The organism is Janibacter sp. CX7 (genome assembly GCF_024362365.1).
In the GTDB taxonomy this organism is placed as follows: domain Bacteria; phylum Actinomycetota; class Actinomycetes; order Actinomycetales; family Dermatophilaceae; genus Janibacter.
Window position 1 is genome coordinate 2,699,599 of record NZ_CP101464.1, and the last position, 22,609, is coordinate 2,722,207.

The 22,609-nt window shown below is 72.2% G+C and carries 21 protein-coding genes, 2 tRNA genes and 1 other RNA gene; 11 read left to right on the forward strand and 13 right to left on the reverse strand.

What is annotated here, in order from left to right:
- The first annotated feature begins 28 nt into the window (after positions 1-28).
- From NMQ01_RS13280 to NMQ01_RS13290, 3 genes are all read left to right on the forward strand, one after another.
- A complete protein-coding gene (locus NMQ01_RS13280) occupies positions 29-1,024 on the forward strand; it encodes an ArsA-related P-loop ATPase (protein ID WP_255184391.1) in 996 nt (331 codons plus the stop codon).
- Complete coding sequence (locus tag NMQ01_RS13285; RefSeq protein ID WP_255184392.1) at positions 1,024-2,172, forward strand: ArsA-related P-loop ATPase; 1,149 nt, start codon at positions 1,024-1,026, stop codon at positions 2,170-2,172. The genes NMQ01_RS13280 and NMQ01_RS13285 overlap by 1 nt, the downstream gene beginning before the upstream one ends.
- 87 nt (positions 2,173-2,259) lie before the next feature.
- A complete protein-coding gene (locus NMQ01_RS13290; RefSeq protein ID WP_255184393.1) occupies positions 2,260-4,842 on the forward strand; it encodes a penicillin-binding protein in 2,583 nt (860 codons plus the stop codon).
- A gap of 72 nt (positions 4,843-4,914) precedes the next feature.
- Here NMQ01_RS13290 and NMQ01_RS13295 read toward each other — a convergent pair whose 3' ends face one another.
- Positions 4,915-5,373, reverse strand: coding sequence for a GatB/YqeY domain-containing protein (locus tag NMQ01_RS13295; protein WP_255184394.1), 459 nt, complete (start codon positions 5,371-5,373; stop codon positions 4,915-4,917).
- A 58-nt stretch (positions 5,374-5,431) separates the two neighbouring features.
- Here NMQ01_RS13295 and NMQ01_RS13300 point away from each other — a divergent pair, with 58 nt between their 5' ends.
- Entirely contained in the window at positions 5,432-6,370 is a 939-nt protein-coding gene (locus tag NMQ01_RS13300) for a metallophosphoesterase (protein WP_255184395.1), read from the forward strand.
- Here the strand turns inward: NMQ01_RS13300 and NMQ01_RS13305 are convergent.
- Positions 6,339-6,680: a hypothetical protein gene (locus tag NMQ01_RS13305; protein WP_255184396.1), complete on the reverse strand. Its 342-nt coding sequence runs from the start codon at positions 6,678-6,680 to the stop codon at positions 6,339-6,341. The two genes, NMQ01_RS13300 and NMQ01_RS13305, sit on opposite strands and share 32 nt — an antisense overlap.
- 271 nt (positions 6,681-6,951) lie before the next feature.
- On the opposite strand from NMQ01_RS13305, the gene NMQ01_RS13310 reads away from it, so the two are divergent.
- The 5 genes from NMQ01_RS13310 to NMQ01_RS13330 all read left to right on the forward strand — a co-directional run bounded on the left by NMQ01_RS13310 (position 6,952) and on the right by NMQ01_RS13330 (position 9,385).
- Positions 6,952-7,025 (forward strand) — tRNA-Pro (locus NMQ01_RS13310).
- A 163-nt stretch (positions 7,026-7,188) separates the two neighbouring features.
- Positions 7,189-7,614 (forward strand): VOC family protein, encoded by a 426-nt coding sequence (locus tag NMQ01_RS13315; RefSeq protein WP_255184397.1) that lies wholly within the window; start codon positions 7,189-7,191, stop codon positions 7,612-7,614.
- An 8-nt stretch (positions 7,615-7,622) separates the two neighbouring features.
- Positions 7,623-8,258, forward strand: a complete 636-nt coding sequence (locus NMQ01_RS13320; RefSeq protein ID WP_255184398.1) for a GntR family transcriptional regulator — start codon at positions 7,623-7,625, stop codon at positions 8,256-8,258.
- 30 nt (positions 8,259-8,288) lie between these two features.
- Positions 8,289-8,654 carry a YchJ family protein gene (locus NMQ01_RS13325; RefSeq protein ID WP_255184399.1) on the forward strand — a complete coding sequence of 122 codons (366 nt, stop codon included), beginning with the start codon at positions 8,289-8,291 and terminating at the stop codon, positions 8,652-8,654.
- On the forward strand, positions 8,651-9,385 hold the full coding sequence (locus NMQ01_RS13330) for an enoyl-CoA hydratase-related protein (protein WP_255184400.1): 735 nt from the start codon (positions 8,651-8,653) through the stop codon (positions 9,383-9,385). The genes NMQ01_RS13325 and NMQ01_RS13330 overlap by 4 nt, the downstream gene beginning before the upstream one ends.
- Positions 9,386-9,626: 241 nt before the next feature.
- Here NMQ01_RS13330 and NMQ01_RS13335 read toward each other — a convergent pair whose 3' ends face one another.
- The 4 genes from NMQ01_RS13335 to NMQ01_RS13350 form a co-directional block, all read right to left on the reverse strand.
- A complete protein-coding gene (locus NMQ01_RS13335; protein ID WP_255184401.1) occupies positions 9,627-10,826 on the reverse strand; it encodes a pyrophosphate--fructose-6-phosphate 1-phosphotransferase in 1,200 nt (399 codons plus the stop codon).
- Positions 10,823-11,728, reverse strand: a complete 906-nt coding sequence (locus NMQ01_RS13340) for a LytR C-terminal domain-containing protein (protein ID WP_255184402.1) — start codon at positions 11,726-11,728, stop codon at positions 10,823-10,825. The genes NMQ01_RS13335 and NMQ01_RS13340 overlap by 4 nt, the downstream gene beginning before the upstream one ends.
- A 269-nt stretch (positions 11,729-11,997) precedes the next feature.
- Entirely contained in the window at positions 11,998-13,029 is a 1,032-nt protein-coding gene (locus NMQ01_RS13345; RefSeq protein ID WP_255184403.1) for an Asd/ArgC dimerization domain-containing protein, read from the reverse strand.
- A gap of 41 nt (positions 13,030-13,070) precedes the next feature.
- Positions 13,071-14,345: an aspartate kinase gene (locus tag NMQ01_RS13350; protein ID WP_255184404.1), complete on the reverse strand. Its 1,275-nt coding sequence runs from the start codon at positions 14,343-14,345 to the stop codon at positions 13,071-13,073.
- Positions 14,346-14,476: 131 nt separating this feature from the next.
- On the opposite strand from NMQ01_RS13350, the gene NMQ01_RS13355 reads away from it, so the two are divergent.
- Together NMQ01_RS13355 and NMQ01_RS13360 are read left to right on the forward strand one after the other, a co-directional pair.
- Positions 14,477-15,388 carry an ABC transporter ATP-binding protein gene (locus NMQ01_RS13355; RefSeq protein WP_255184405.1) on the forward strand — a complete coding sequence of 304 codons (912 nt, stop codon included), beginning with the start codon at positions 14,477-14,479 and terminating at the stop codon, positions 15,386-15,388.
- On the forward strand, positions 15,385-16,419 hold the full coding sequence (locus NMQ01_RS13360) for an ABC transporter permease (RefSeq protein ID WP_255184406.1): 1,035 nt from the start codon (positions 15,385-15,387) through the stop codon (positions 16,417-16,419). Before NMQ01_RS13355 ends, NMQ01_RS13360 begins: the two co-directional genes overlap by 4 nt.
- A gap of 54 nt (positions 16,420-16,473) precedes the next feature.
- Here NMQ01_RS13360 and NMQ01_RS13365 read toward each other — a convergent pair whose 3' ends face one another.
- The 7 genes from NMQ01_RS13365 to NMQ01_RS13395 form a co-directional block, all read right to left on the reverse strand.
- Entirely contained in the window at positions 16,474-17,028 is a 555-nt protein-coding gene (locus tag NMQ01_RS13365) for a DUF5063 domain-containing protein (protein WP_255184407.1), read from the reverse strand.
- On the reverse strand, positions 17,021-17,620 hold the full coding sequence (gene recR / locus NMQ01_RS13370) for a recombination mediator RecR (protein ID WP_255184408.1): 600 nt from the start codon (positions 17,618-17,620) through the stop codon (positions 17,021-17,023). The genes NMQ01_RS13365 and recR overlap by 8 nt, the downstream gene beginning before the upstream one ends.
- Positions 17,621-17,679: 59 nt before the next feature.
- On the reverse strand, positions 17,680-19,911 hold the full coding sequence (locus NMQ01_RS13375) for a DNA polymerase III subunit gamma and tau (protein WP_255184409.1): 2,232 nt from the start codon (positions 19,909-19,911) through the stop codon (positions 17,680-17,682).
- Between the two features lie 100 nt (positions 19,912-20,011).
- Positions 20,012-20,581 (reverse strand): NADPH-dependent FMN reductase, encoded by a 570-nt coding sequence (locus NMQ01_RS13380; RefSeq protein ID WP_255184410.1) that lies wholly within the window; start codon positions 20,579-20,581, stop codon positions 20,012-20,014.
- A 68-nt stretch (positions 20,582-20,649) separates the two neighbouring features.
- Complete coding sequence (locus NMQ01_RS13385; RefSeq protein ID WP_255184411.1) at positions 20,650-22,173, reverse strand: hypothetical protein; 1,524 nt, start codon at positions 22,171-22,173, stop codon at positions 20,650-20,652.
- A gap of 137 nt (positions 22,174-22,310) precedes the next feature.
- Positions 22,311-22,407, reverse strand: an RNA gene (ffs, locus tag NMQ01_RS13390) — signal recognition particle sRNA small type.
- A 94-nt stretch (positions 22,408-22,501) separates the two neighbouring features.
- Positions 22,502-22,589 (reverse strand) — tRNA-Ser (locus tag NMQ01_RS13395).
- Positions 22,590-22,609 lie beyond the last annotated feature (20 nt).

The following is a 22,609-nucleotide window of genomic DNA, read 5'->3' on the forward strand; positions in this document are numbered from 1 at the left end:
GTCGGCACCCTACTCGTAGGCTGATCGCGTGACCGGCCCCTCCTCCTCCCCCGTCCGCCTGCACGCCGTCACCGGCAAGGGCGGCACCGGCAAGACCACGGTCGCCACGGCCATGGCCCTGGCGCTGGCGTCCCGCGGGCAGCGGGTGCTGCTCGCCGAGGTCGAGGGCCGCCAGGGCCTCTCGCAGGTCCTCGACGTCGCCCCGCTGGGCACCGAGGAGCGCACCCTGGTGACCGACCCCTCCGGCGGCGAGGTCGTCGGGCTGTCGGTCGACGCCAAGACCGCCCTGCTCGAGTACCTGCAGAAGTTCTACAAGCTCGGCCGCGCCGGCTCCGTGCTCGAGAAGGTCGGGGCCGTGGACTTCGCGACGACGATCGCCCCCGGCGTGCGCGACGTCCTGCTCATCGGCCGCGTCTACGAGGCGGTCGGACGGGTGACGAAGGGGGCGAAGAAGCGCCCCGTCTTCGACGCCGTCGTCCTCGACGCCCCGCCGACCGGACGGATCGGTCGCTTCCTCAACGTCAACTCCGAGGTCTCGGAGGTGGCGAAGGTCGGACCCGTGCGCAACCAGGCCGACTCGATCACCCGGCTGCTCCAGAGCCCGACGACGGCCGTGCACCTCGTGACGCTCCTCGAGGAGATGCCCGTGCAGGAGACCATCGACGCCATCGACGAGCTGGGCGGGCTCTCCCTTCGCATCGGGTCCGTCATCGCCAACGGCGTGCGCCAGCCGCTCGTCGCCGACGCGGACGCCTCGGCCGTCGCCGACCGGGACCCGGCGGTGCGCGAGGCCCTCGAGGCCGCGCTCGCGGCCGTCGACGTCAGGACCGGGCCGGCGCTGCTCGCCGGGCTGCTCGAGGAGGGCGCCGACCACGTCGACCGGGCCCGGCTGCAGGCGCAGCAGCGCGAGGTGCTGCGCGAGCTCCCCGTGCCGGTGCGGGTCCTGCCGCACCTCGCCGACGGCGTGGAGTCGGGCGCCCTGCGCCTGCTCGCCGACCACCTCGACGAGCAGGGGGCGATCTGATGGCGACCGACGTGGGACTCGACCTCGACGCCGTCATCGGCGACCCCGAGCGACGGATCATCGTCTGCTGCGGCTCCGGCGGCGTGGGCAAGACGACGACGGCGGCCGCCCTCGCGGTGCGGGCGGCCGAGCAGGGCCGGCGGGTCGTCGTGCTGACGATCGACCCCGCCCGGCGGCTCGCCCAGTCGCTCGGGCTCGACGAGCTCGACAACACCCCGCGGCCGGTCGCCGACATCGACACGAGCGCCGGTGGCTCGCTCGACGCGATGATGCTCGACATGAAGCGGACCTTCGACGAGGTCGTCGAGGCCCACGCCACCCCCGACAAGGCCGCGCAGATCCTCGCCAACCCCTTCTACATCGCCGTCTCGAGCTCCTTCGCCGGGACGCAGGAGTACATGGCGATGGAAAAGCTGGGCCAGCTGCGTGCCCAGATGGCCGACGGCTCCCGCGACTGGGACCTCGTGGTCGTCGACACCCCACCCTCGCGCTCGGCCCTCGACTTCCTCGACGCCCCGAAGCGACTCGGCTCCTTCCTCGACGGCCGCTTCATCCGGCTGCTCACCGCTCCGGCGAAGGTCGGCGGCCGCGCCTCGCTCAAGGTCTTCAGCGCGGGCGTCTCCCTCGCGAGCGGCATCATGACGAAGCTGCTCGGCGGGGACTTCCTGCGCGACGTGCAGACCTTCGTCGCCGCGATGGACACGATGTTCGGCGGGTTCCGCCAGCGCGCCGACGAGACCTATGCCCTGCTCTCGCGACCGGAGACGGCCTTCGTCGTCGTCGCGGCCCCCGAGCGGGACGCGATGCGTGAGGCGGGCTTCTTCATCGAGCGTCTGGCGACCGACCGGATGCCGCTCGCCGGCGTGCTCGTCAACCGGGTGCACATGGCGGCGGCCAAGCAGCTCGGCGCGGGCCGCGCCGAGGATGCCGCCGCGGCCCTCGAGGAGATCGGCGGGCACGACCTCGCCGTCGCCCTGCTGCGGGTGCACGTCGAGGTCGCCGAGACGGCCGCCCGCCACCGGGCGATGATCACCCGCTTCCGCACCTCGCACCCCGGGGTGCCGACCGGCGCCGTGCCCGCGCAGTCGCTCGACATCCACGATCTGGCCGGTCTGCGGGAGATCGGCGCGGCGCTGGGCGGTCGCTGACCGGGGGCGGCCCCCCCCTTCGTCCGTCTCGTCACCCGCCGCGCGGGCTCCCGGGGACGTACAGGTAGCCCGGTTACCCTGTCGAGCATGTCTGACTCCGGGATGCCGCACCTCTTCCGACTGCTCGGCGCCTTCGTCGCCGTGGCCGTCGGCATCGGCCTCGTGGGCGCCGGCCTGGTCATCCCGCTCGCAGGGGCGACCGGCGGGGCGGCCCAGGCCACTGCCAACGGCTTCAACTCGCTCGACAGCGAGTTCACGGCCACCTCGCTGGCCCAGCAGTCGAAGATCTACTCGGCGGACAACAAGCTGCTCGCGACGCCCTACGACGCCAACCGCATCGTCGTGCCGCTGAGCAAGATCTCGCCGACGATGCGCAAGGCGCAGATCGCCATCGAGGACAGCCGCTTCTACGAGCACGGCGGCATCGACGTGCGCGGCACCGCCCGCGCCCTCGTGTCCAACGTCAGCTCGGGCGAGACCCAGGGTGGCTCCTCGATCACCCAGCAGTACGTCAAGCTCATGCTCCAGGAGAAGGCGGTTCGCGAGGACGACAAGGAAGCCGCCCAGCGCGCCGTCGAGCAGACCTACAGCCGCAAGCTGCAGGAGCTGAAGTACGCGCTCAACGTCGAGAAGACGCACACCAAGGACCAGATCCTCGGCGGCTACCTCAACCTCGCGCTCTACGGCGACCAGGCCTACGGCGTCGAGGCCGCGGCCAAGCACTTCTTCAGCAAGCACGCCTCCGAGCTCGACCTGGCCGAGTCGGCCACGCTCGCCGGCGTCGTGCAGTCGCCCAGCCGGCTCAACCCCCGGACCAACCCCGAGGAGGTCCAGGAGCGGCGCGACCTGGTCATCAACCGCATGCAGCAGCTCGGCATGGTGACCAAGGCGCAGGCCGACGCGGCGAAGAAGCAGAGCGTCAAGAGCACGCTCAAGATCAAGGAGAACGAGGGCGGCACCTGCTCCAAGGCGGTCGACCCGTACTTCTGCAACTACGTCATCCAGTACCTGCGCCAGATGCCCGAGCTCGGGCCCGACCCGGACGCGCGCATGCAGGCGATCAACACCGGCGGCTTCACCATCAAGACGACGCTGCGCCGCGACTGGCAGAAGAAGATGCGCAGCGAGCTCACCGAGCGCGTGCCCGAAGGCACCGAGCGCTTCGGCGCGGCCGGCGCGATGATCGAGCCGGGCACCGGCAAGGTCCGTGCCATCGCCCAGACCTCGCAGTACAAGATCGGCCTCAAAAAGGCCTCGACCCGCTACTCCGAGCAGGCGTGGACCGTCCCCGCCCAGTACGGCGGCACCAACGGCTTCGCCATCGGCTCGACGGCGAAGATGTATGCCCTCGTCGCGGCCCTCGAGAAGGGCAAGCCGCTCACCTCGACGGTCGACGCCCCCACCGCCGGCGTGAAGACCCCGCACAACTTCCACCCGAGCGACTTCCAGAAGAACTGCACGACGACGGACCCGGTCTGGGCGGTCTCCAACGACTACACGGTCGGCGGTCGCATGACCCTGGCCGAGGCGACGAAGAAGTCGATCAACACCGCCTTCGCCCAGCTCGCCTCCGACGTCGGCTCGTGCAACATCCCCAAGGTCATGTCGAAGATGGGCCTGACCGACGGCTACGGCCTGCCCTACGGCCTGAGCTACGCCGGCGGCCAGAAGGTCAAGGACGACTACGCGATCTCCAACATCGTCCTGGGCTCCGACTCGACCTCCCCGCTGCAGCTCGCCTCGAGTTACGCGACCCTCGCGGCGGACGGCAAGTACTGCCCGCCAAACCCGATCGAGTCGATCACCACGGCCAACGGCACGAAGATGAAGATCAAGCCGCCCGCCTGCAAGCAGGTCATGGACAAGGGCGTCGCCCGCGGCGTCACGCAGCTGCTCCTCGGCCCCCTCCAGGAGGGCGGCACCGCGGCCGGCAACAGCCTCGCCGACGGCCGTCAGGCAGCCGGCAAGACGGGCACGACCGACAACCACAAGCAGTCGTGGTTCGCCGGCTACACCCCCCAGCTGTCCACGGCCATCTGGGTCGGCTCGCCGATCCGTGAGTACGACATGGACGGCATCACCCTCGGCGGCCGCTTCTACGACCAGGTCTTCGGCGGCACGATCGCCGCGCCGATCTGGAAGGACGTCATGAACTCCGCGTCCGCGGACATGAAGAAGCGCTCCTTCACCAAGCCGGGCAAGAAGGTCCTCAACGGCGACCTGCGGAGCATCCCCGACGTCACCGGCATGGGGCCGACGCAGGCGAAGGAGAAGATCGAGAAGGCTGGCTTCAAGGTCAAGGAGGGCAGCGTCGTCGACTCCACGGCCCAGGCCGGCGGCATCGCCTACACGCAGCCATCCGGTCAGGCCCTCAAGGGCACGACGGTGACGATGTACATCTCCAGTGGTGTCGCGCCGTACACCCCCCCTCCGGCCCCGTCGACGACGGTCGCCCCGGCACCCACGACGACACAGGCGCCGCAGCCGTCGAGCTCCTCCTCGCGGCCGAGCTCGACCTCGCGCACGAGCAGCAGCTCGTCGAGCCGCCCGTCGTCGACGTCGTCACGCACGAGCTCCTCACGGCCGAGCTCCTCCCGGCCGAGCTCGTCACCGAAGACGACCGGCAACCGCCGGACCGGCAACAACGGCAACGGCAACGGCGACGGCTGACGCCGCAGCAGCACGAAGGGGGGCGCTCACCTCGCGAGGTGAGCGCCCCCCTTCGTCATGCCGGGGCCGGGGTCAGCCGGCGAGCCGGGCCTTGACCTTGGCAGCCACGGCGCCGCCATCGGCACGGCCGGCGATCTCGGCCTGGGCGACCTTCATGACCTGCCCCATCTGCGCCATCGACGTCGCGCCGACCTGCTCGACCGCACGGTCGACGATCGCGGTGAGCTCGTCGTCGCCCAGCTGGGCCGGCAGGTAGGCCTCGAGCACGACGAGCTCGGCCTCCTCACGCTCGGCCAGCTCGGGGCGGCCGGCGTCGCGGTAGGCGGTCGCCGACTCCTTGCGCTTCTTGGCCTCCTTGGCCACGACCTTGAGCGTCTCGTCGTCGCTGAGCTCGCGCGCCGACTCCCCCGCCACCTCGGCGTTGCTGATGGCGGTGAGCGTCATGCGCAGGGTGGCGACGCGCACCTGCTCACGGGCACGCATGGCGTCGTGCAGGTCGTGCTGGAGGGTGGCCTTGAGGGAGTCGGTCATGACCCGATTGTCTCAGCCGGACCGCACCACGTCGCCCACCTTTTGCGAAGATGACCCGGTGACCTCCTCCCCCGTCGCCCGCCTCGCTGCCGGCACGGCCGCCGCCGGGGCCGCCGCGCTCGCGTGGGGCACCCTCGTCGAGCCGCGCCTCTTCGCCCTGCGCCGCTATGCCGTGCCGGTCCTGCCGGCCGACGCGCTGCCCGTGCGGATCCTGCAGGTGAGCGACCTGCACATGGTCCCGGGGCAGCGGGCCAAGGCCCAGTGGGTGCGCGAGCTCTCCGCCCTCGAACCCGACCTCGTCGTCGACACCGGCGACAACCTCAGCCACCTCGAGGCCGTGCCGACCGTGCTCGACGCGCTCGCGCCGCTGCTCGAGCGCCCCGGCGCCTTCGTCATGGGGTCCAACGACTACCACGCGCCGGTGCCCAAGAACCCCGCCCGCTACCTGACCAAGGACCACGCCAAGGTCGTCGGTCGCCGCGTCGAGCTGCCGACCGAGCAGCTGCGCGAGGGTCTGGCCTCGGGTGGCTGGGTCGATCTCGACAACGCACGCACGAGCCTGTCGGTCGCGGGCAGCCGACTCGACCTCGTCGGCGTCGACGACCCGCACATCCACCGCGACGACTACGCCTCGGTGGCCGCGCCGGCCGACCCGGCGGCGACGACCCTGGGCATCACCCACGCCCCCTACCAGCGCGTCCTCGACGCCATGACCGCCGACGGCGCGCGCGTGGTCATCGCCGGGCACACGCACGGCGGCCAGCTCTGCGTGCCCGGGGTGGGCGCCCTCGTCACCAACTGCGACCTCGACCGCCGACGGGCGAAGGGGGTCTCCCGCTGGTGGCCGGGGGCCGGAGCCGGCGGCCCGGAGCCCGCCGACGCAGCGTGGCTGCACGTCTCCGCCGGGCTGGGCGCCTCGCGCTTCGCTCCGGTGCGCTTCGCCTGCCGCCCCGAGGCCACGCTCCTCACCCTCGTCCCGGCCGGGTCAGTCCGATGAACCTGCGCGAGGCCGCGACCCTGGCCGCCGCCCTCGTCTTCGCCGGCGGCACCTCGTCGTGGGCGCTGGCGAGCGCGAAGCCCGCGGTCGACGTACCGCCCGCCCCGACGCTGACGACGAGCACGCCGTCGCCCACGTCGTCGTCGACGTCGCGCACGAGGACGCGGACGAAGACCTCGACGAGCTCGAGCACGTCGTCGAGCACCTCGAGCACGACGTCGAGCACCTCGACGCCGGAGCCCGAGCCGACGACGACGGACGAGGTGGTCCCCGAGCCGACGAGCACGTCGACACCGGTCCCGACCGACACCTACGTCCCCGAGCCGACCTCGACCTCCGCCCCGCCGACCTACGTGCCTCCCCCGGAGCAGCCGACCGAACAGCTCCCCCCGCCACCCGAGGACACCGAGGTCCCGAGCGCCCCGACCACGGACACCCCGCCGGCGGACACGATCACCGACACCCTCCCCTTCGACCCGACGTCGGAGACGCTGGGCACTCCCTGACCCCGATTGTCGATCCGGGTGGGGACTGGGTTATCCTTCCTTGGCGCCGATCGGAGACGAGAGGCGCAGGCACCACGGGGTGTGGCGCAGCTTGGTAGCGCGCGTCGTTCGGGACGACGAGGCCGCAGGTTCAAATCCTGTCACCCCGACCCGGTGAAACCGGCTCAGGTCCGCAGCACTGCGGACCTGAGCCGGTTTTTTTGTACCTGTGGTGCGGCCCGGCGTCGTTGGTGACCACGAACCGGTCGACGTTGTATACAACTCCTCCAGTTGTATACACTTGCCAAACCCGCCCCGAGGAGGACCCTTTCCATGACCGCACGCCCCTGCTTCCACCTGGCCATCCCCGTCGACGACATCACGAAGGCCCGCGAGTTCTACGGCGGCGTCCTCGGCCTCGAGGAGGGCCGCTCCGACACCCTCTGGGTCGACTGGAACTTCTACGGCCACCAGGTCGTCACCCACCAGACCGCCGACGGCTCCCCCGGCCCGGCCGGCCACAACCCCGTCGACGACCACCAGGTGCCGGTCCCGCACTTCGGCGCGGTGCTCTCCTACGACGACTTCCACGACCTCGCGGGCAAGATGAAGGCCGCTGGCGCGACCTTCGTCATCGAGCCCTACCTGCGCTTCGAGGGTCAGGCCGGCGAGCAGTGGACGATGTTCTTCCTCGACCCGGCCGGCAATGCCATGGAGTTCAAGGCCTTCGCCGACGAGTCGCAGATCTTCGCCAAGTAAGGCCCATCATGACGACCTCCCCCTCGACCGAGACGAAGGCCGGGCGCCTGCACGCCGCCCTGCGCGACGAGATCCTCAGTGGGCAGCTCGCCGCCGGGTCCCCGGTCGACGAGGTGGCCGTGGCGCAGGCGCACGGCGTCTCCCGCACCCCCGTGCGGGAGGCGCTGCGCGCCCTGCGCAGCGAGGGGCTGCTCGTCCCCGGCGCCCGCCGCCAGCTGCACGTCGTCGACGTCTCCCCCGAGCACCGGCAGGAGATCGCGACCGTCCGCGCCGCGCTCGAGACGGCCGCCGCCCGCGTCGCTGCCTCGACCCGCTCGTCGGGCGACGTCGACTCCCTTCGCCTCATGGTGCTGCGGCAGCGGCGCTATGCCCGCGCCGGCGACAGTGGTGCCTTCATGGAGGCCGACGAGGACTTCCACCGGGCGCTCGCCCAGGTCGCCGCGATGCCGACGCTCGACCGCCTCCTCGACCAGCTGGGGTCCTTCGTCCGGCTCGCCCGCCTCGGCGAGCCCACGCCGCGCACGCACATGATGGCCCTCACGCGGGAGCACCACCGCCTCCTCGACCTGCTCGAGGAGGGCGACGGCGACGCCCTCGCCGAGACCCTCTCCGGCCACATCCTCAGCACCGCCTCCCGCCGGTGAGGCCCGGCAGCGCCTGACTACGCTGCCACCATGAGCGCCGATCCCTGCCCCTGCGGCTCCGGCTCCCCCTTCGCTTCCTGCTGCGGCCCGCTGCTCGCCAGCGAACGCCAGGCGGAGACCGCCGAGGAGCTCATGCGCAGCCGCTACACCGCCCACGTCTACGGCAATGCCGAGCACCTGTGGCGCACGTGGGACGGCCGCACCCGCCCCGAGCAGGTGCACCTCGACGACACCCGCTGGCTCGGGCTCGACGTCCGCGAGGTCGTCGCCGGCGGCCCCGACGACACGACCGGCATCGTCGACTTCGTCGCCAGGTTCAACGGGGGTGAGCTCGCCGAGCGCAGCGAGTTCACCCGACGAGGTGGCCGGTGGTTCTACACGAAGGAGATCCCGTGACCGAGGTCCGCTACGCCGTCGCCGACGGCATCGCCACGATCACCCTCGACGCCCCCGAGCGGCGCAATGCCCTGTCGGTGGAGATGTCGAGGGAGCTCATCGACGCCGCCCGCACCGCCGAGGACGACCGCGAGGTCGGGGCCGTCGTTGTCACCGGCGGGGCCCACTTCTGCGCCGGCGCCGTGCGCGAGGTGCTCGCCGACGTCGGGCGCGACCCGGTCGAGGACTCCGCCTACCGCAACCTCGAGACGGTCTACGAGGCCTTCACGACCATCGGCACCATCGACCTGCCGACGATCGCCGCCGTGCGCGGCGCCGCTGTCGGCGCCGGGCTCAACCTCGCGCTGGCCACCGACCTGCGCATCGTCTCGTCGACCGCGCGCCTGCTGCCCGGCTTCGCCCAGATCGGCATCCACCCCGGCGGCGGGCACCTGTCGCTGCTGCACCGCACCGCCGGGCGCGAGACGGCCGCGGCCATGGGGCTGTTCGGCGAGGAGGTCCGCGGCGCCCGCGCCGTCGAGCTCGGCCTCGCGTGGGCCGTGCACGAGGACGAGGAGGTCGAGCAGGCCGCCCGCGACGTCGCCGCGCGCGTCGCCGCCGACCCCGAGCTCGCCCGACGCCTCGTGCGCAGCTTCCGCCGCGAGACGGCCCCCGGCGGCATCCCCTGGGAGGTCGCCGTCGAGCTCGAGCGCTCCCCGCAGATGTGGTCGCTGCGCCGCAAGCACAACTGACGCTGCGGCCCTGCTGCGCGGGTGCAGGCTCCTGCGCCGTCCGCCGGCGCAGGGCTTGGGGGTGGCCCTAAGAAGAAGTCCGGCCGCTTGGAATGACGTCTCACGTGATGCGGGGAGCCGGACTTCTTCATGAGTCGGGCCGACCCCCAACCCTGCGCCCGCTCGTGACGTGACCCCTCCCCCAGCCCTGCGCCCGCGCAGCCACACCACGACTGGCGGCGCCGCTACGGGCAGCGCAGCGTCAGGCCTGGCCGATGTCGTGGAGCAGCTCGGCGAACCAGGGGGTGGTGGGGTCGAAGGCGCCGCCGCCGGCGATGCGATCGTGCTCGATGACCCGCAGCTCGTCGCCGCGCTCGCTGTCCTGACCGACGACGCCGGAGCGGCCGTCGAGGGCGGCGTCGACCGCGAGGGTCGTGCAGCGGGCGATGAGCTCGAGGTCCTCGGCGTTGGGCGCGGCCGACCGGGCGAAGTAGCCGGACTTCCACACCTTCGACTTGTCGGCACCCAGCCGCGCGGCGAAGGCGGAGGCGAGGTAGTCGCCGGGGTTGATCTCGTCGAGGCGCACGTGGCCGAAGGCGTCGCGCGGCACCTGCTCGCCGCGCTCCTCCATGGCCGCGACGATGTCGTCGACGCCGGCACCCTCGGCGACGAAGAGGTTGACGCAACCCAGCTCGTCCATGACCGCGGCCAGGCGCCTCCCTTCGGCCTCGAGGTCGAGGGGCAGCTCCGGCAGGTAGACACCGTGGACGTCCCAGCGCCGCGGGTCGTTGCCCAGCGCCGGGGCGAAGTCACGCCCGGCGAGGTCGGCCCGGTAGCGCCGGGCGGTCTCGGCGGTCAGCCACCCGCTGTGCCGACCCATGACCTCGTGGACGACGAGCATGCGGGGGTTGGACGAGTGCTCACCGATGACATTGCGCGCGAAGAGCGCGCCCTGCTCGGCGGCCGTCCACGCGCCGAGGCTCTGCCGGATCGGGACGATGTCGTTGTCGATCGTCTTGGGCAGGCCGATGACCCGCAGGTCGCGACCGGTGTCGGCGAGGTGGCGGGCCAGGTCGGCGGCCGTGGTGTTGGTGTCGTCGCCGCCGATCGTGTGCAGCACGTCGACCCCGTCGGTGGCCAGCTGCTCCGCGGCGACGCGAAGGGGGTCCTCCCCCGCCTGCACGAGGCCACGCCGCACGCAGTCCTGCGCATTCGTCAGCTTGACCCGGGAGTTGCCGAGCGGTGACCCGCCGAAGGCATGGAGCCGACCGGCCTGGGCGCGGCCCTCGGGCGTGATCTCGACGCTGCGCCCGGTGAGCAGGCCGGCGTAGCCGTCGAGGTAGCCGATGATCCTGGTCTGCGGGGCGAGCTGCGTGTAGCGCTCGATCAGCCCGCCGACGGCCGAGGAGAGGCACGGCGCGATCCCACCGGCGGTGAGGATCGCGACCGTGCCGACGTTCACTTCTTCTCGCCGCAGGGCACCTGGATCGTCTCTGCGGGCCGGACGTAGGGCTTGACCTGAGGCACCGAGGACTCGGGCTTGAGGCCCTTCCACTTGTTGCCGATGACGAGGTCGACCTTGGCGCTCGTGCGGTCGTCCTTCTGCAGCTGGGCGCCGGAGATCTGCTGCGCGAGACGCTTGGCCGCGCGCTGGCCCTCGGGGCCGAAGCGGATGACGGCGACCTCCTTCTCCAGGAAGGACATCTGCGGGTCGTTGCCCGTCGAGCGGATCTTGAACTTGCGGTCCTTGAGCTCGCCGGCGACGTCGGAGGCCAGACCCTCCTGCCACGTCGTGTTGTAGACGTTGAGGGTGATCTCGGAAGGCGCGGGCAGCGGCGGGTCGGGCTCCTTGACGAGCTTGTCGTAGCCGTAGCCGAGGACGAGCTGGACGCTGTCGCCGGGGCGGGCGTCGTTCCACGTCTTGGAGCCGGGGATCTGCTTCTGCAGCAGCAGCGCGTTGTCGCGCCCGTCGGGGCCGTAGTAGATCGTCGCGGCACCCTTGACGTAGACCGAGCTGTCGGCATTGCCCACGGAGGCGATCTTGAAGTCACGCAGCGTCAGCTCGCGGGCGACATCACTGCCGAGGCCGTTGGTGTCGTTGCTGTTGAGCAGGGTGATGTCGAAGGAGTCGCGCTCGGGGGCCGGCTTGCTCACCGAGGTGCAGGCCGGCTGCGACTGACCACCGACGAGACCGGTGCCGTAGGCCGTGGCCACCGTCGCGGTGCCGAGCAGAAGACCGGGAAGCGTGACGAAGAGCAGCAGTCGGCGCCGCCGCTGCCGACGGTAGTGCTGGGCGGCCGAGCCCTCGAGCTCGTCGAATCCCACAACCCGGTACGAGGCCGGCCCCTGATCCTGCGGTTCCACTCCCTGCTGCCTTTCCTCTCTCATCTACAGCTCCCCTGCGGTCCAGTATAGGTGGTGACATCTTTCACTTTGACCCCACCAGTCACACAAGTCACAGCTGCGGATCGTTCTCCGACCGAGACCGAAGGGGGACCCGCAGCGGCCGTCGTCGGCCCTCACCATGGTTGACGCCCGGGGTGACAGCAGGGTTGCGTGCGGGTCACCAGTCGGCGACGACGTGCGGTGGGTGGAGGTCCGCTGCGGTGCGGCCAGCGCGGTGACCGTCGGCGTCAGCCGGAGATCTGCGCGGCGACGAGCTCGGCGACGCTGAGCATCGCGGAGGCACCGCGCCGGGTGGTGTCGGCACTGACGAACATGTCGACGTGGTGACCGGCCCCCTTCGGCTGCCGGATCCGACCGACGAAGCGCGGGTCGATGCCGACGCTGTCCACCGGGGTCGGCACCTCCCCCGTCTCCTCGTCGAGGTGGACCAGCGACGGGGCCGCGACGCAGGCCGCGCGCACCTTGTCGATCGCCACCGGCCGCGCACACCGGGCGTGCAGGGCCATGGAGTGCGCGAGCACGACCGGCACCTGGACGAGGGTCGCGACGACCGGGACCGACTCGGCGAGGCCGAGGATCTTGCGCACCTCGTCGCCCACGGCCAGCTCGGCGGAGGTGAATCCCCCTTCGCCGGGCTGGCCGACCCAGGGGATGACGTTGAGCGCCAGCGGCGCCGGGAAGGGCGAGCCGACCGGCAGGTCGGAGACGGCCGCCCGCACGTCGCCGGGGTGCTGACCGATCGTCGGCTCGCCGGCGACCGTGTGCAGCTCCTCGCGCAGGCGGGCGACGCCGCGGTCGGACTTCGAGACCGCCGCGATGAGGCCGGTGACGACGAGGTGCTGCAGCTCCCAGCCCTGGTGCAGGACGTGGGCGGCGTCGATCAGACCCCAGGTGACCGGGCCCGGCAGGGCGACGATGCCCTTGGGGCGCTCGGCGACGAGCTGGGTGTTGATGCCCGGCACGACGAGCGGGACCTCGGGGTCGGAGCGGAAGGCCGCGCTCGCGTCGACGACCACGGCCCCGGCCGCAACGGCTCGCGCCGCCCACTCGGGGGTGATCTCGGGCGCGAGGTTGAAGAGGGCGACGTCCACGCCCTCGAAGGAGTCCTCGTGCAGGGACTCGATGGTCTGCTCCTGCCCGCGGATGCTCAATGTCCGCGTGCTCACGCCCGGCGCGAGGAGACGGATCTCGCCCCACGGGTCGGCCCGCAGGGCGAGGGCGGAGGCGAGGGCCTCCGCGAAGCGTCCCGTCGCCCCCACCAGGGCCAGCGTGGGCCCGGTGGACGGCGACGGGAGCGGGGTCACCGGCCGGTGCCCCCGTAGACGATCGCTTCGCCGTCCTCGGAGTCGAGGCCGAAGGCGGTGTGCAGCGCCGCGAGCGCGTCGTCGAGCTGGTCGGCGCGGGTGACGACCGAGATGCGGATCTCGGAGGTGGAGATCATCTCGATGTTGATCCCCGCGTCGGCGAGCGCCCGGAAGAAGGTCGCGGAGACACCGGGGTTGGTCCGCATGCCGGCACCGACGAGCGAGAGCTTGCCGATCTGGTCGTCGTACTGGATCGAGGAGAAGCCCACCTCGTCCTTGGTCCCCATGAGCGCCTGGACGGCGCTCTGGCCGTCGGTCATCGGCAGCGTGAAGGAGATGTCGGTGCGGCCGGTGTCGGCCTCCGAGACGTTCTGCACGATCATGTCGATGTTGACCTGGGCCTCGGCGACCGTGGTGAAGATCTGGCCCGCGCGACCCGGCTCGTCGGGCACGCCGACGACGGTGATCTTGGCCTCGCTGCGGTCGTGGGCAACACCCGCGATGATCGGTTCTTCCATGTCCTCGGCTCCTTCGGCGTCGGGGGGCAGGACCCACGTGCCCTCCTTCGAGGAGAAGGACGAACGCACGTGGATGGGCATGTTGGAGCGGCGCGCGTACTCGACGCACCGCAGGTGCAGCACCTTGGCACCGCTGGCGGCCATCTCGAGCATCTCGTCGTGCGAGATGCGGTCGATCTTGTGGGCCTTGGGCACGATGCGCGGGTCGGCGGTGAAGATGCCGTCGACATCGGTGTAGATCTCGCACACGTCGGCCTCGAGCGCGGCGGCCAGGGCGACCGCCGTCGTGTCGGAGCCGCCGCGACCGAGGGTGGTGATCTCCTTGGTCCCCTGGCTGACGCCCTGGAACCCGGCAACGATGACGATGTGCTTGTCGCCGAGGGCCTCGGTGATGCGGCCCGGGGTGACGTCGATGATCTTCGCCTTGCCGTGGGAGGTGTCGGTGATGACACCCGCCTGGCTGCCGGTGAAGGAGCGCACGCTGTGCCCGAGGTCGGCGATCGCCATGGCGACCAGCGCCATCGAGATGCGCTCACCGGCGGTCAGCAGCATGTCCATCTCGCGCGGCGGCGGGACGGGGCTGACCTCCTCGGCAAGATCGAGCAGCTCGTCGGTCGTGTCACCCATGGCGGAGACGACGACGCACACGTCGTTGCCCGCCTTCTTCGTCTCGACGATGCGGTGGGCGACGCGCTTGATGCTCTCGGCATCAGCGAGCGACGAACCGCCGTACTTCTGGACAACCAGGCTCAAGAGAACTCCGTGGGGATCTCGCGGGTCCGGCCCGGGGGCGGACCGGCACGACCCCCCGAGGATAACGACCCCGACGCCCTCACCCGAGTCGAGTCCACGCCGCAGACCGGTGCGCACACTAGGTTGTGGCCATGACCACACAGGGGATCGTCGTCGAGCACGCCCGACGTGCCTTCGGCCCGGTCCTCGCCGTCGACCACATCTCGCTCGTCGCCCGCCCCGGTGAGGTGACGGCGCTCATCGGGCCCAACGGCTCCGGCAAGACGACGCTCATGCTCATGCTCGCGAGCCTGCTCGTGCCCGACCGCGGCTCGATCCGGGTCGACGGCTTCGACCCGGTGACGCAGCCCACCGAGGTGCGCCGGGCGCTGGGCTGGATGCCCGACGGCTTCGGCACGTGGGACACGCTGCGGGTCCGCGAGGTGCTCGAGATCGTCGCCTCGGCCTACCGCATCCCCGCCGGCACCGCCCGGGAGCGCATCGCCTCGCTCCTGCGGCTGGTCCACCTCGACGACCTCGCCGAACGGCCGGCCCGGGTGCTCAGCCGCGGGCAGAAGCAGCGTCTGGGCCTGGCCCGGGCCCTCATCCACGACCCGAGCGTGCTCGTGCTCGACGAGCCCGCCTCCGGGCTCGACCCCCGCTCCCGCATCGAGCTGCGCGACATCATGCGTGACCTGGCCGCGCAGGGGCGCACGGTCCTCGTGAGCAGCCACATCCTCACCGAGCTGCAGGAGATCGCCGACAACGCCGTCATCGTCGCCGGCGGCCGCAGCATCCAGAGCCAGGGCATCGCGGCGCCCGCAGGCGTGCTGACCTATCGCATCACGGCGGGCAGCCTCGAGGTCCTCGAGCGGGCGCTGCTCGACCTCGGCCACCGGCCCACCCGGGCCAACCGCGCCCTCGAGGTGACCCTGGCCGACGAGATCGCCGCGACCGACCTGCTGCGCGCCCTCGTCACGGCCAACGTGCCGGTCACGGCCTTCGCCCCGGCCCAGGGATCCCTCGAAGCCGCCTACCTCGCTGTGACGGAGGACCGCCAGTGACCATCTCGGGAGTCCTCACCGTCGCTCGGCTCGAGCTCATGCAGCGATTCCGCGGCGCCCGGTGGTACATCGCCTTCGTCCTGTGGTTCGCCTGCATCGCGGGCATCGCCATGCTCACCTGGCTCGCGCTCGCCGACTCCGAGACGGCCGTCGGGTCGATCACCTTCGACGTCGTCCTCTTCTTCGTGCTCGGGCTCAGCCTGCTGATCATGCCGGCGCTGACCGCCACGTCGGTCAACGGCGACCGGGATGCCGGCGTCCTCGCGACGCTGCAGACCACCCTCCTGACGGCCACGGACATCATCCTCGGCAAGCTGCTCGCCTCGCTCGTGATGGCGGCGACCTTCCTCGCCCTCGCGGCACCCTTCCTCGTCCTCGCACTCTTCCAGGGCGGCGTCGGCCTGCTCGGCGCGGCCCGGGTGCTCCTCGTCCTCGGCATCATCCTGCTGACGGTCTGCGCCCTCGGCCTGATGTACTCCACCCTCGTCGCCCGCCCCGTCGGCTCGGCGGTGCTCACCTATCTCACCGTCGCCGGGCTGAGCTTCCTCACGCTCATCCTCTTCGCGATGTCCACCCCCTTCGTCAGCGACCAGGAGCCGGCGCGGATCCACGGGCAGCGCTACGACGTCTCGGCCCCGACCGGCCCGCCCCGGTGCGAGGACTACACCGAGCTGCGCCACGTGGTCCACACCGAGCGCACGTGGTGGCTGCTCGGGGTCAACCCCTTCGTCATCGTCGCCGACGCGGCGCCGCACGACCTGGGCGACGACTCGGCGAGCGGCTTCACCCCGCTGCGCTGGATCTCCTACGGCACCCGCCTGGCCAAGGCCGGACCGCCCGAGGTGCGCGACGAGTGCTACCTCGACGGCGACTCGACGACGGACGGCGAGGCCCGGGTGGCCGACGAGTTCCCGGCGTGGCCGGTGGGTCTGGCGATCTACGTGCTCGCCGCGGCGGGCGCGACGGCCATCGCGATCCGGCGGGTGCGCACCCCGATCCGGCGCCTGCCGAGCGGGACGCGCGTGGCCTGAGCGCCGTGCCTCGGCGCCGCCTCGGCGACGGGGCCACGGCGGCACCCCGCGCGGTCAGGAGTGCAGGGCGTCGAACTCCGCCTCGCCGACCACGTCGGCGTCGGCGTCCAGGCGCAGGTGCGCGAGCAGGGTCTGCAGGACTCGCACGGCCATGGCCGCGCGGTCGCCCCAGTCGGCGAGATAGCTGTACTGCCACCACCACAGGGCCTCGACCGGACGACCCGCGTCGTGGTGGGCCAACCCGTGGGCGAGCGCAGCGGCCACGACGGCGAGGTCGTTGCTCAGGGACCCGCCCGCCGTCTCGGTCGAGGTGACCGGGTCGACGACGTCGGCGTACTCGTCGACCCCGTCGAGCAGCTGGGCCAGACCGGCGCGCAGCGGGTCCATCTCGGTGTCGGGCCCGGGGTCACGCTCGAAGCGCTCCTCGAGGACGACGTCGGCGATCGCCCCGAGGCGGGCACCCACGAGCTGGACCTGGCTCGTCGTGAGCAGCAGCAGCGGGATGGCGCTCTCGGGTGCGGCACCGGAGGCGATGTCGGCGAGCGTCCCGAGCCAGGCTCGCGCCTCGGCGGCGCACTCGTCGGCCAGGAGCGTGGTGTCGTCAGGCATTGAGCAGCTTCCTCCCCTCGAAGGCACGCCCCAGCGTGACCTCGTCGGCGTACTCGAGATCGCCGCCGACCGGCAGGCCGGAGGCGAGGCGGGTGACCCGGATGTCGAAGGGGGTGAGCAGGCGCGCCGTGTAGGAGGCCGTGGCCTCACCCTCGAGGTTGGGGTCGGTGGCGATGATGACCTCGCGCACGGTCCCGTCGGACAGACGGGACATGAGCTCGGTGAAGCGCAGGTCGTCGGGGCCGACGCCGTCCATCGGGCTGATCGCCCCGCCGAGGACGTGGTAGCGACCACGGAACTCGCGGGTCCGCTCGATCGCGACGACGTCCTTGGGCTCCTCGACGACGCAGATAGCGCTGGCGTCGCGGCGCGGGTCGGCGCAGATCCGGCACTGAGTGCCCTCGGCGACGTTGCCGCAGGTCTCGCAGAAGGCGACCTTGTCCTTGACCTCGCTGAGGGTCTGGACGAGTCGCTGCACGTCCTGCGGGTCGGCCTGCAGCAGGTGGAAGGCGATGCGCTGGGCACTCTTGGGGCCGACCCCGGGGAGTCGCCCGAGCTCGTCGATCAGGTCCTGGACCACGCCTTCGTACACCCCTCGACCCTACGCCCCGCGAGGGACAGCGCGGGACACCGAGGGCGGTGCGCCGCTGTCTACTCCTCGCGGATGACGGTGCCGCCGAGGATGCGCTCGATGACCGCAGGGCCGGCCGTGCCCGCCTCGACGATGTCCTCGTCGTCGTCGCTCACGGACGAGTCGTCGGGCTCACGCGGCTCCGGCTCCGGCTCGACGGGGTCGGGGGCGGGCGCCGTGGCCCACGCCGGTGCGGCCGAGGCCGCCGCCTGGCTGCCCCAGTCGGCCCCGGCAGGGCCATTGCTGGGCGCGGCCACGCCGATGTCGGCCGCCGGTGCCGCCGGCCCGGGTGCCGGGTCAGCGGCGGGCGCGGGGGCACCACCCGCGGAGGCGCCGGAGGACGCCGGCATCGTCGCCTGCGCCCCGCCGCCGCGCTGCGGCGCGCTGCCGGAGTCGTGGGGCACGCCCTCGACGCGGGCGTCGACGCCGATCGTGTCGATGAGCGCCTGCCGCACGACCTCGGCGTGCGAGCCGTTGCGGAAGGCATTGGCCAGGCCGACCGTCGCGATGCCCAGCACGAGTCGCTGCCCGTCATAGGTGAGCACCTGCGCGTGCTCGGACAGGAAGGTCCACGTCGCCCGCCGCATCTGGTAGATCCGACCGAGGACGTCGGGCCAGCTGCGCCGCAGCGCCTCGACATCGATCCCCCCGGAGGACGAAGGGGGCGCCGCTGCGCCTCCCGCAGCCCCAGCCGCGGGCGACGCCTCGGGTGCCGACGGCTGCGGCGCCGTCGGCTGCGGCGCCGTGGGCTGCGCGGCCGGCTCGGGCTGCACTGCCGACGGCTGCGGTGCGGACGGCTCGGACGGCGCTGCCGGGGTCTGCGGCTCCGCCTGCCCACCGGGGGTGGACGCGGACTGCGCCGGCGCGGACGGGTCGGGCTGGGGCGAACGAGCCGCAACGGGCTCGGAAGTCGGCCCCTGGGTCGGGCCCTCGTGGGCGGGCACGGGCACCGCGGGCGCGGACGGGACCGACGCAACTGGCGCAGGCTGGACCGACGCAGCAGGCGCTGCAGGCGACGGGGTGGAGGGTGCAGCCGCGTCCGTGTGCCCACCCGACGTATCCGCCGCGGGACCGCCACCGGTCGGCACTCCCCCGACCTCGAGACGCCGCTCGATGCGGTCCAGGCGAGCGCCGTAGCCCGACTCGCCGGCCGCGGCGGGCAGCAGCACGCGCGCGGCGATGATCTCGAGCTGCACGCGGGGCGAGGTGGCCCCCGTCATCTCGGTGAGGCCGGCGTTGATGATGTCGGCGGCACGCGACAGGGACGCGGGACCGAAGACCGACGCCTGCTGGCGCATCCGGTCGATCTGGTCACCCGGCAGACCACGCAGGATCGCCGCCGCGCCGTCGGGCGCCGCGGACACGACGATGAGGTCGCGGAACCGCTCGAGCAGGTCCTCGACGAAGCGCCGCGGGTCGAGGCCCGTCTCGATGACCGAGTCGATGACCTTGAAGACGCCACCGGCGTCCCCCGCGCCGAAGGCGGTCACGGCGCTGTCGAGCAGCTCGCCGTCGGTGAAGCCGAGCAGCGCGGCGGCCCGCTCGTAGGTCAGCCCTCGGTCGTCGCTGCCGGCGATGAGCTGGTCGAGCACGGACAGCGAGTCACGCACCGATCCGCCACCGGCGCGGACGACGAAGGAGAGGACCCCCGGCTCGACCTGCACGCCCTCGGCATCGCAGAGCTGCTGCATGTAGTCCTGCAGGCGGGCCGGCGGCACGAGCCGGAAGGGGTAGTGGTGGGTGCGCGAGCGGATCGTGCCGATGACCTTTTCGGGTTCGGTCGTCGCGAAGACGAACTTCACGTGCTCGGGCGGCTCCTCGACGATCTTGAGCAGGGCGTTGAAGCCCTGCGGCGTCACCATGTGCGCCTCGTCGATGATGTAGATCTTGAAGCGGCTCTGCGCCGGCCCGAAGGAGGCCCGCTCCCGCAGGTCGCGGGCGTCGTCGACACCACCGTGACTGGCGGCGTCGATCTCGATGACGTCGACCGTGCCGGGACCACCGCGGGCCAGCGCCACGCACGAGTCGCACTCGCCGCACGGGGTAGGCGTGGGCCCCTGCTCGCAGTTGAGGCACCGCGCGAGGATGCGCGCGCTCGTCGTCTTGCCGCAGCCGCGCGGCCCGGAGAAGAGGTAGGCGTGGTTGACCCGGCCGGAGCGCAGCGCCTGCATGAGCGGCTCGGTCACGTGCTCCTGCCCGATGACGTCGGCGAAGCTCTCGGGGCGGTAGCGGCGGTACAGGGCGGTGCTCACGGGCACGAGCCTACGTGCGGACGACGACAGCGGCCTCCCCCGTGGGGAGGCCGCTGTGGATCGGCCCGTCGACGCCGGCCGACGACGTGGTGACGACGCGTCAGGGACGAAGGGAGGCGGTCGCCTCCGCAAGCCGCGTCAGCTGCTTGAGGACATTGCCCAGCTCCTTGGCCCGGCGCTCGGCGGGGGCGAAGACGTCGCCGTCCTCCCCCTTCGTCACCTCGAGCATGGTCGAGAAGGAGACCTGGCCGCGCACGACGTGCATCTGCGGGTTGGCGAGGATCGTGCGCCAGTGCTCGACGGCCCGCACGCCGCCGTCGGCGCCGTAGGAGACCAGGGCCGCGGCCTTGTGGACCCACTCGGGGTAGAGCACGTCGAAGGCATTCTTCAGCGCCGCGGGGACGCCGTGGTTGTACTCGGGCGTGACGAAGACGTAGGCGTCGAACTCGTCGATCTTCGCGCCCCACCGGCGGGTCTTGGGGTTGTCGTACTGCCGCTTGGCGGCCCCGGGGACGGTCGGCTCGTTGAGCAGGTCGAGGTCGTAGTCCGCGAGGTCGACCAACTCGTACTCGGCGTCGTCACGGTCGGCGACCTGGGCGACGACCCAGTCGGCGACCTGGGCGCCGAAGCGTCCGGGGCGGGTGCTGCCGAGGATGATGGCGATCTTCACGAGGGTCCTCTCGGTCGGGGCGTGGCGAGGGCCCGCCATCCGTGGTGGATGGCGGGCCCAGCCGGTGGTCAGCTGCGGCGACGGTCGTCGCGCACTTCGTCGACCTTATCGCGCACCTTGTCGAAGAAGCCCTTGCTCTGCTCGGGCTGGGGCCGCTCCTCCGGTGCGAGTCGGTCACGGGCGGGGTCCTCGTCGAGCGGCGGCGCCGCCGGCGGGGGCACGTCGCCCCGACCCGCGTCGGCCGGCGGCACGTCGGCGCCCGGGCGGGCGTCGGCCGGCGGCACAGCGGTGGACGAAGGGGGGTTCCCCTGCGCCGTCGGGTCGGCACCCGGGGCAGGCGGCGCCTGACGGGGCGTCTCCGCACCGAAGCCGTCCTGACGGGGCGCCTCCGCACCCAGACCGTCCTGACGCAGACCGTCCTGACGCGGAGCGTCGGAACCGAAGCCGTCCTGACGCGGTGCGTCCGCGCCGACCCGGTCGACGGGCTCTGCTGTCGCGCCGGTGGGCGCGACACCACCCTCGGCGGGAACGGTGTCCGGGCGGCTCGGGTCCGAGGACTCCCAGCCGCGGGCCGGGTCGTCGATGTCCGAGCCGGCGGGCTCGCCGCCGAGGCGGGTGTCGTCGGCGACGGGCTCGGCGCCCGCGTGACGGCCGACCGGCTCGTCGACCGGCTGGGTACCGGCCGGCGGGAGCGGCTCGTCCACACCGGCGTGGCGGCCGGCTGCGCCGGGCTCACCGACGGCGCCTGCCGCACCCGGCTGCTGGGCGCCTGCTGCACCCGGCTGGTCGAGGCGGCCGGGCTGGGCCGGCTCGGCGACCGGCGTCGCGCCAGCGGTGGCAGCGTCGTCGGGAGTCCGGCCCGTGGCGCCCGCAGTGCCGGCCGTGTACGAGTCCTCCGCGTAGGGGTCCTCGGACTCGATGACGCCGTCGCGGTAGCCGTCACGGTTGTCGTCGACGAATCCGTCCTGGCCGCCGACCGGCTGGTCCACACCGCGCTCGTCGGCAACCCGCTGGTCGGTCACACGCTGGTCCGCGCCCTGGTCGGCGACACGCGGGTCGGCGCCACGGTCGTCGTGGGTCGCCGCAGCACCAGCGGCGAGGCCACCGGCTCCGACTGCGGCACCACCACCGGCGGCGGCCCCGGCACCGGGACCACGACGGTCGTCGTCCACGCGACGGCCCTCATCGTCGGTGGGGACGTCGGGGTCCTTGGCGTCGGCCTCGCGCACCTTCTCGTCGTAGGCCTGCTGGTCGCGCTGGGCAGCCTCGGCCCGCGTCGCGGCGTGCTGCTGCTTCTGCTCGGCCTCGATGCGCTGCTTCTCCGCCTCGGCCGCCTGACGCTCCGCCTCGGCGGACTGCCGGTCGGCCTCGGCCTGCGCTGCTCGGGCATCTGCGTCGCTGGCCCGGGCGGCGGCCTGGCTCTCGCGGTGGCGCTGCTCGCGCTCCGCAGCCTCCTGGCGCAGCTGCTCGGCCTCGGCACGCTCCCGCTCGAGGCGCTTGGCCTTCGAACCCCGGGTGAGGGCGATGACCAGCCCGATGACGAGGAGCACGAGCAGGATCCCGATGATGATCCAGATCCAGTTGTTGTCCATGGTCTGCCTCCTGACGTGAGGGTCGATCGCCGCGGCGATCGCTTGGTCACCAACCTAGGGGGATCTGGGCGGCCCGCCAGTCGAAAGCGATCGCACATCTGCGATCCACCGCGCCATGTCAGCGTCGTGAGGGCACAAAAAAGGACACCCCGCGTACCTGGAAGAGCTCTCCTACCCTTGCTGCATTCCTGCCCTGGGGGAGTTCGGAGAGGTACCACCACACGGGGTGCCGATCGCCGAGTCTACGTGGCCCGGGCCCCGGACCAAAGTCGGGGGTTTCACCCGTGGCAACGCAGAAGCCCCGGTCGTGACGACCGGGGCTTCGCTCTGGCGGAGGATAGGGGATTCGAACCCCTGAGAGCTTTCACTCAACGCGCTTTCCAAGCGCGCGCACTAGGCCACTATGCGAATCCTCCGCGGGAGAGATTACCTGAGC

Coding starts and splice junctions, on each gene's coding strand:
- NMQ01_RS13355 (WP_255184405.1), top strand. CDS start 14,477: ATGACCACACAGGGGATCGTCGTCGAGCACGCCCGACGTGCCTTCGGC.
- NMQ01_RS13320 (WP_255184398.1), top strand. CDS start 7,623: ATGACGACCTCCCCCTCGACCGAGACGAAGGCCGGGCGCCTGCACGCC.
- NMQ01_RS13290 (WP_255184393.1), top strand. CDS start 2,260: ATGTCTGACTCCGGGATGCCGCACCTCTTCCGACTGCTCGGCGCCTTC.
- NMQ01_RS13295 (WP_255184394.1), bottom strand. CDS start 5,373: ATGACCGACTCCCTCAAGGCCACCCTCCAGCACGACCTGCACGACGCC.
- NMQ01_RS13285 (WP_255184392.1), top strand. CDS start 1,024: ATGGCGACCGACGTGGGACTCGACCTCGACGCCGTCATCGGCGACCCC.
- NMQ01_RS13325 (WP_255184399.1), top strand. CDS start 8,289: ATGAGCGCCGATCCCTGCCCCTGCGGCTCCGGCTCCCCCTTCGCTTCC.
- NMQ01_RS13315 (WP_255184397.1), top strand. CDS start 7,189: ATGACCGCACGCCCCTGCTTCCACCTGGCCATCCCCGTCGACGACATC.
- NMQ01_RS13385 (WP_255184411.1), bottom strand. CDS start 22,173: ATGGACAACAACTGGATCTGGATCATCATCGGGATCCTGCTCGTGCTC.
- NMQ01_RS13365 (WP_255184407.1), bottom strand. CDS start 17,028: ATGCCTGACGACACCACGCTCCTGGCCGACGAGTGCGCCGCCGAGGCG.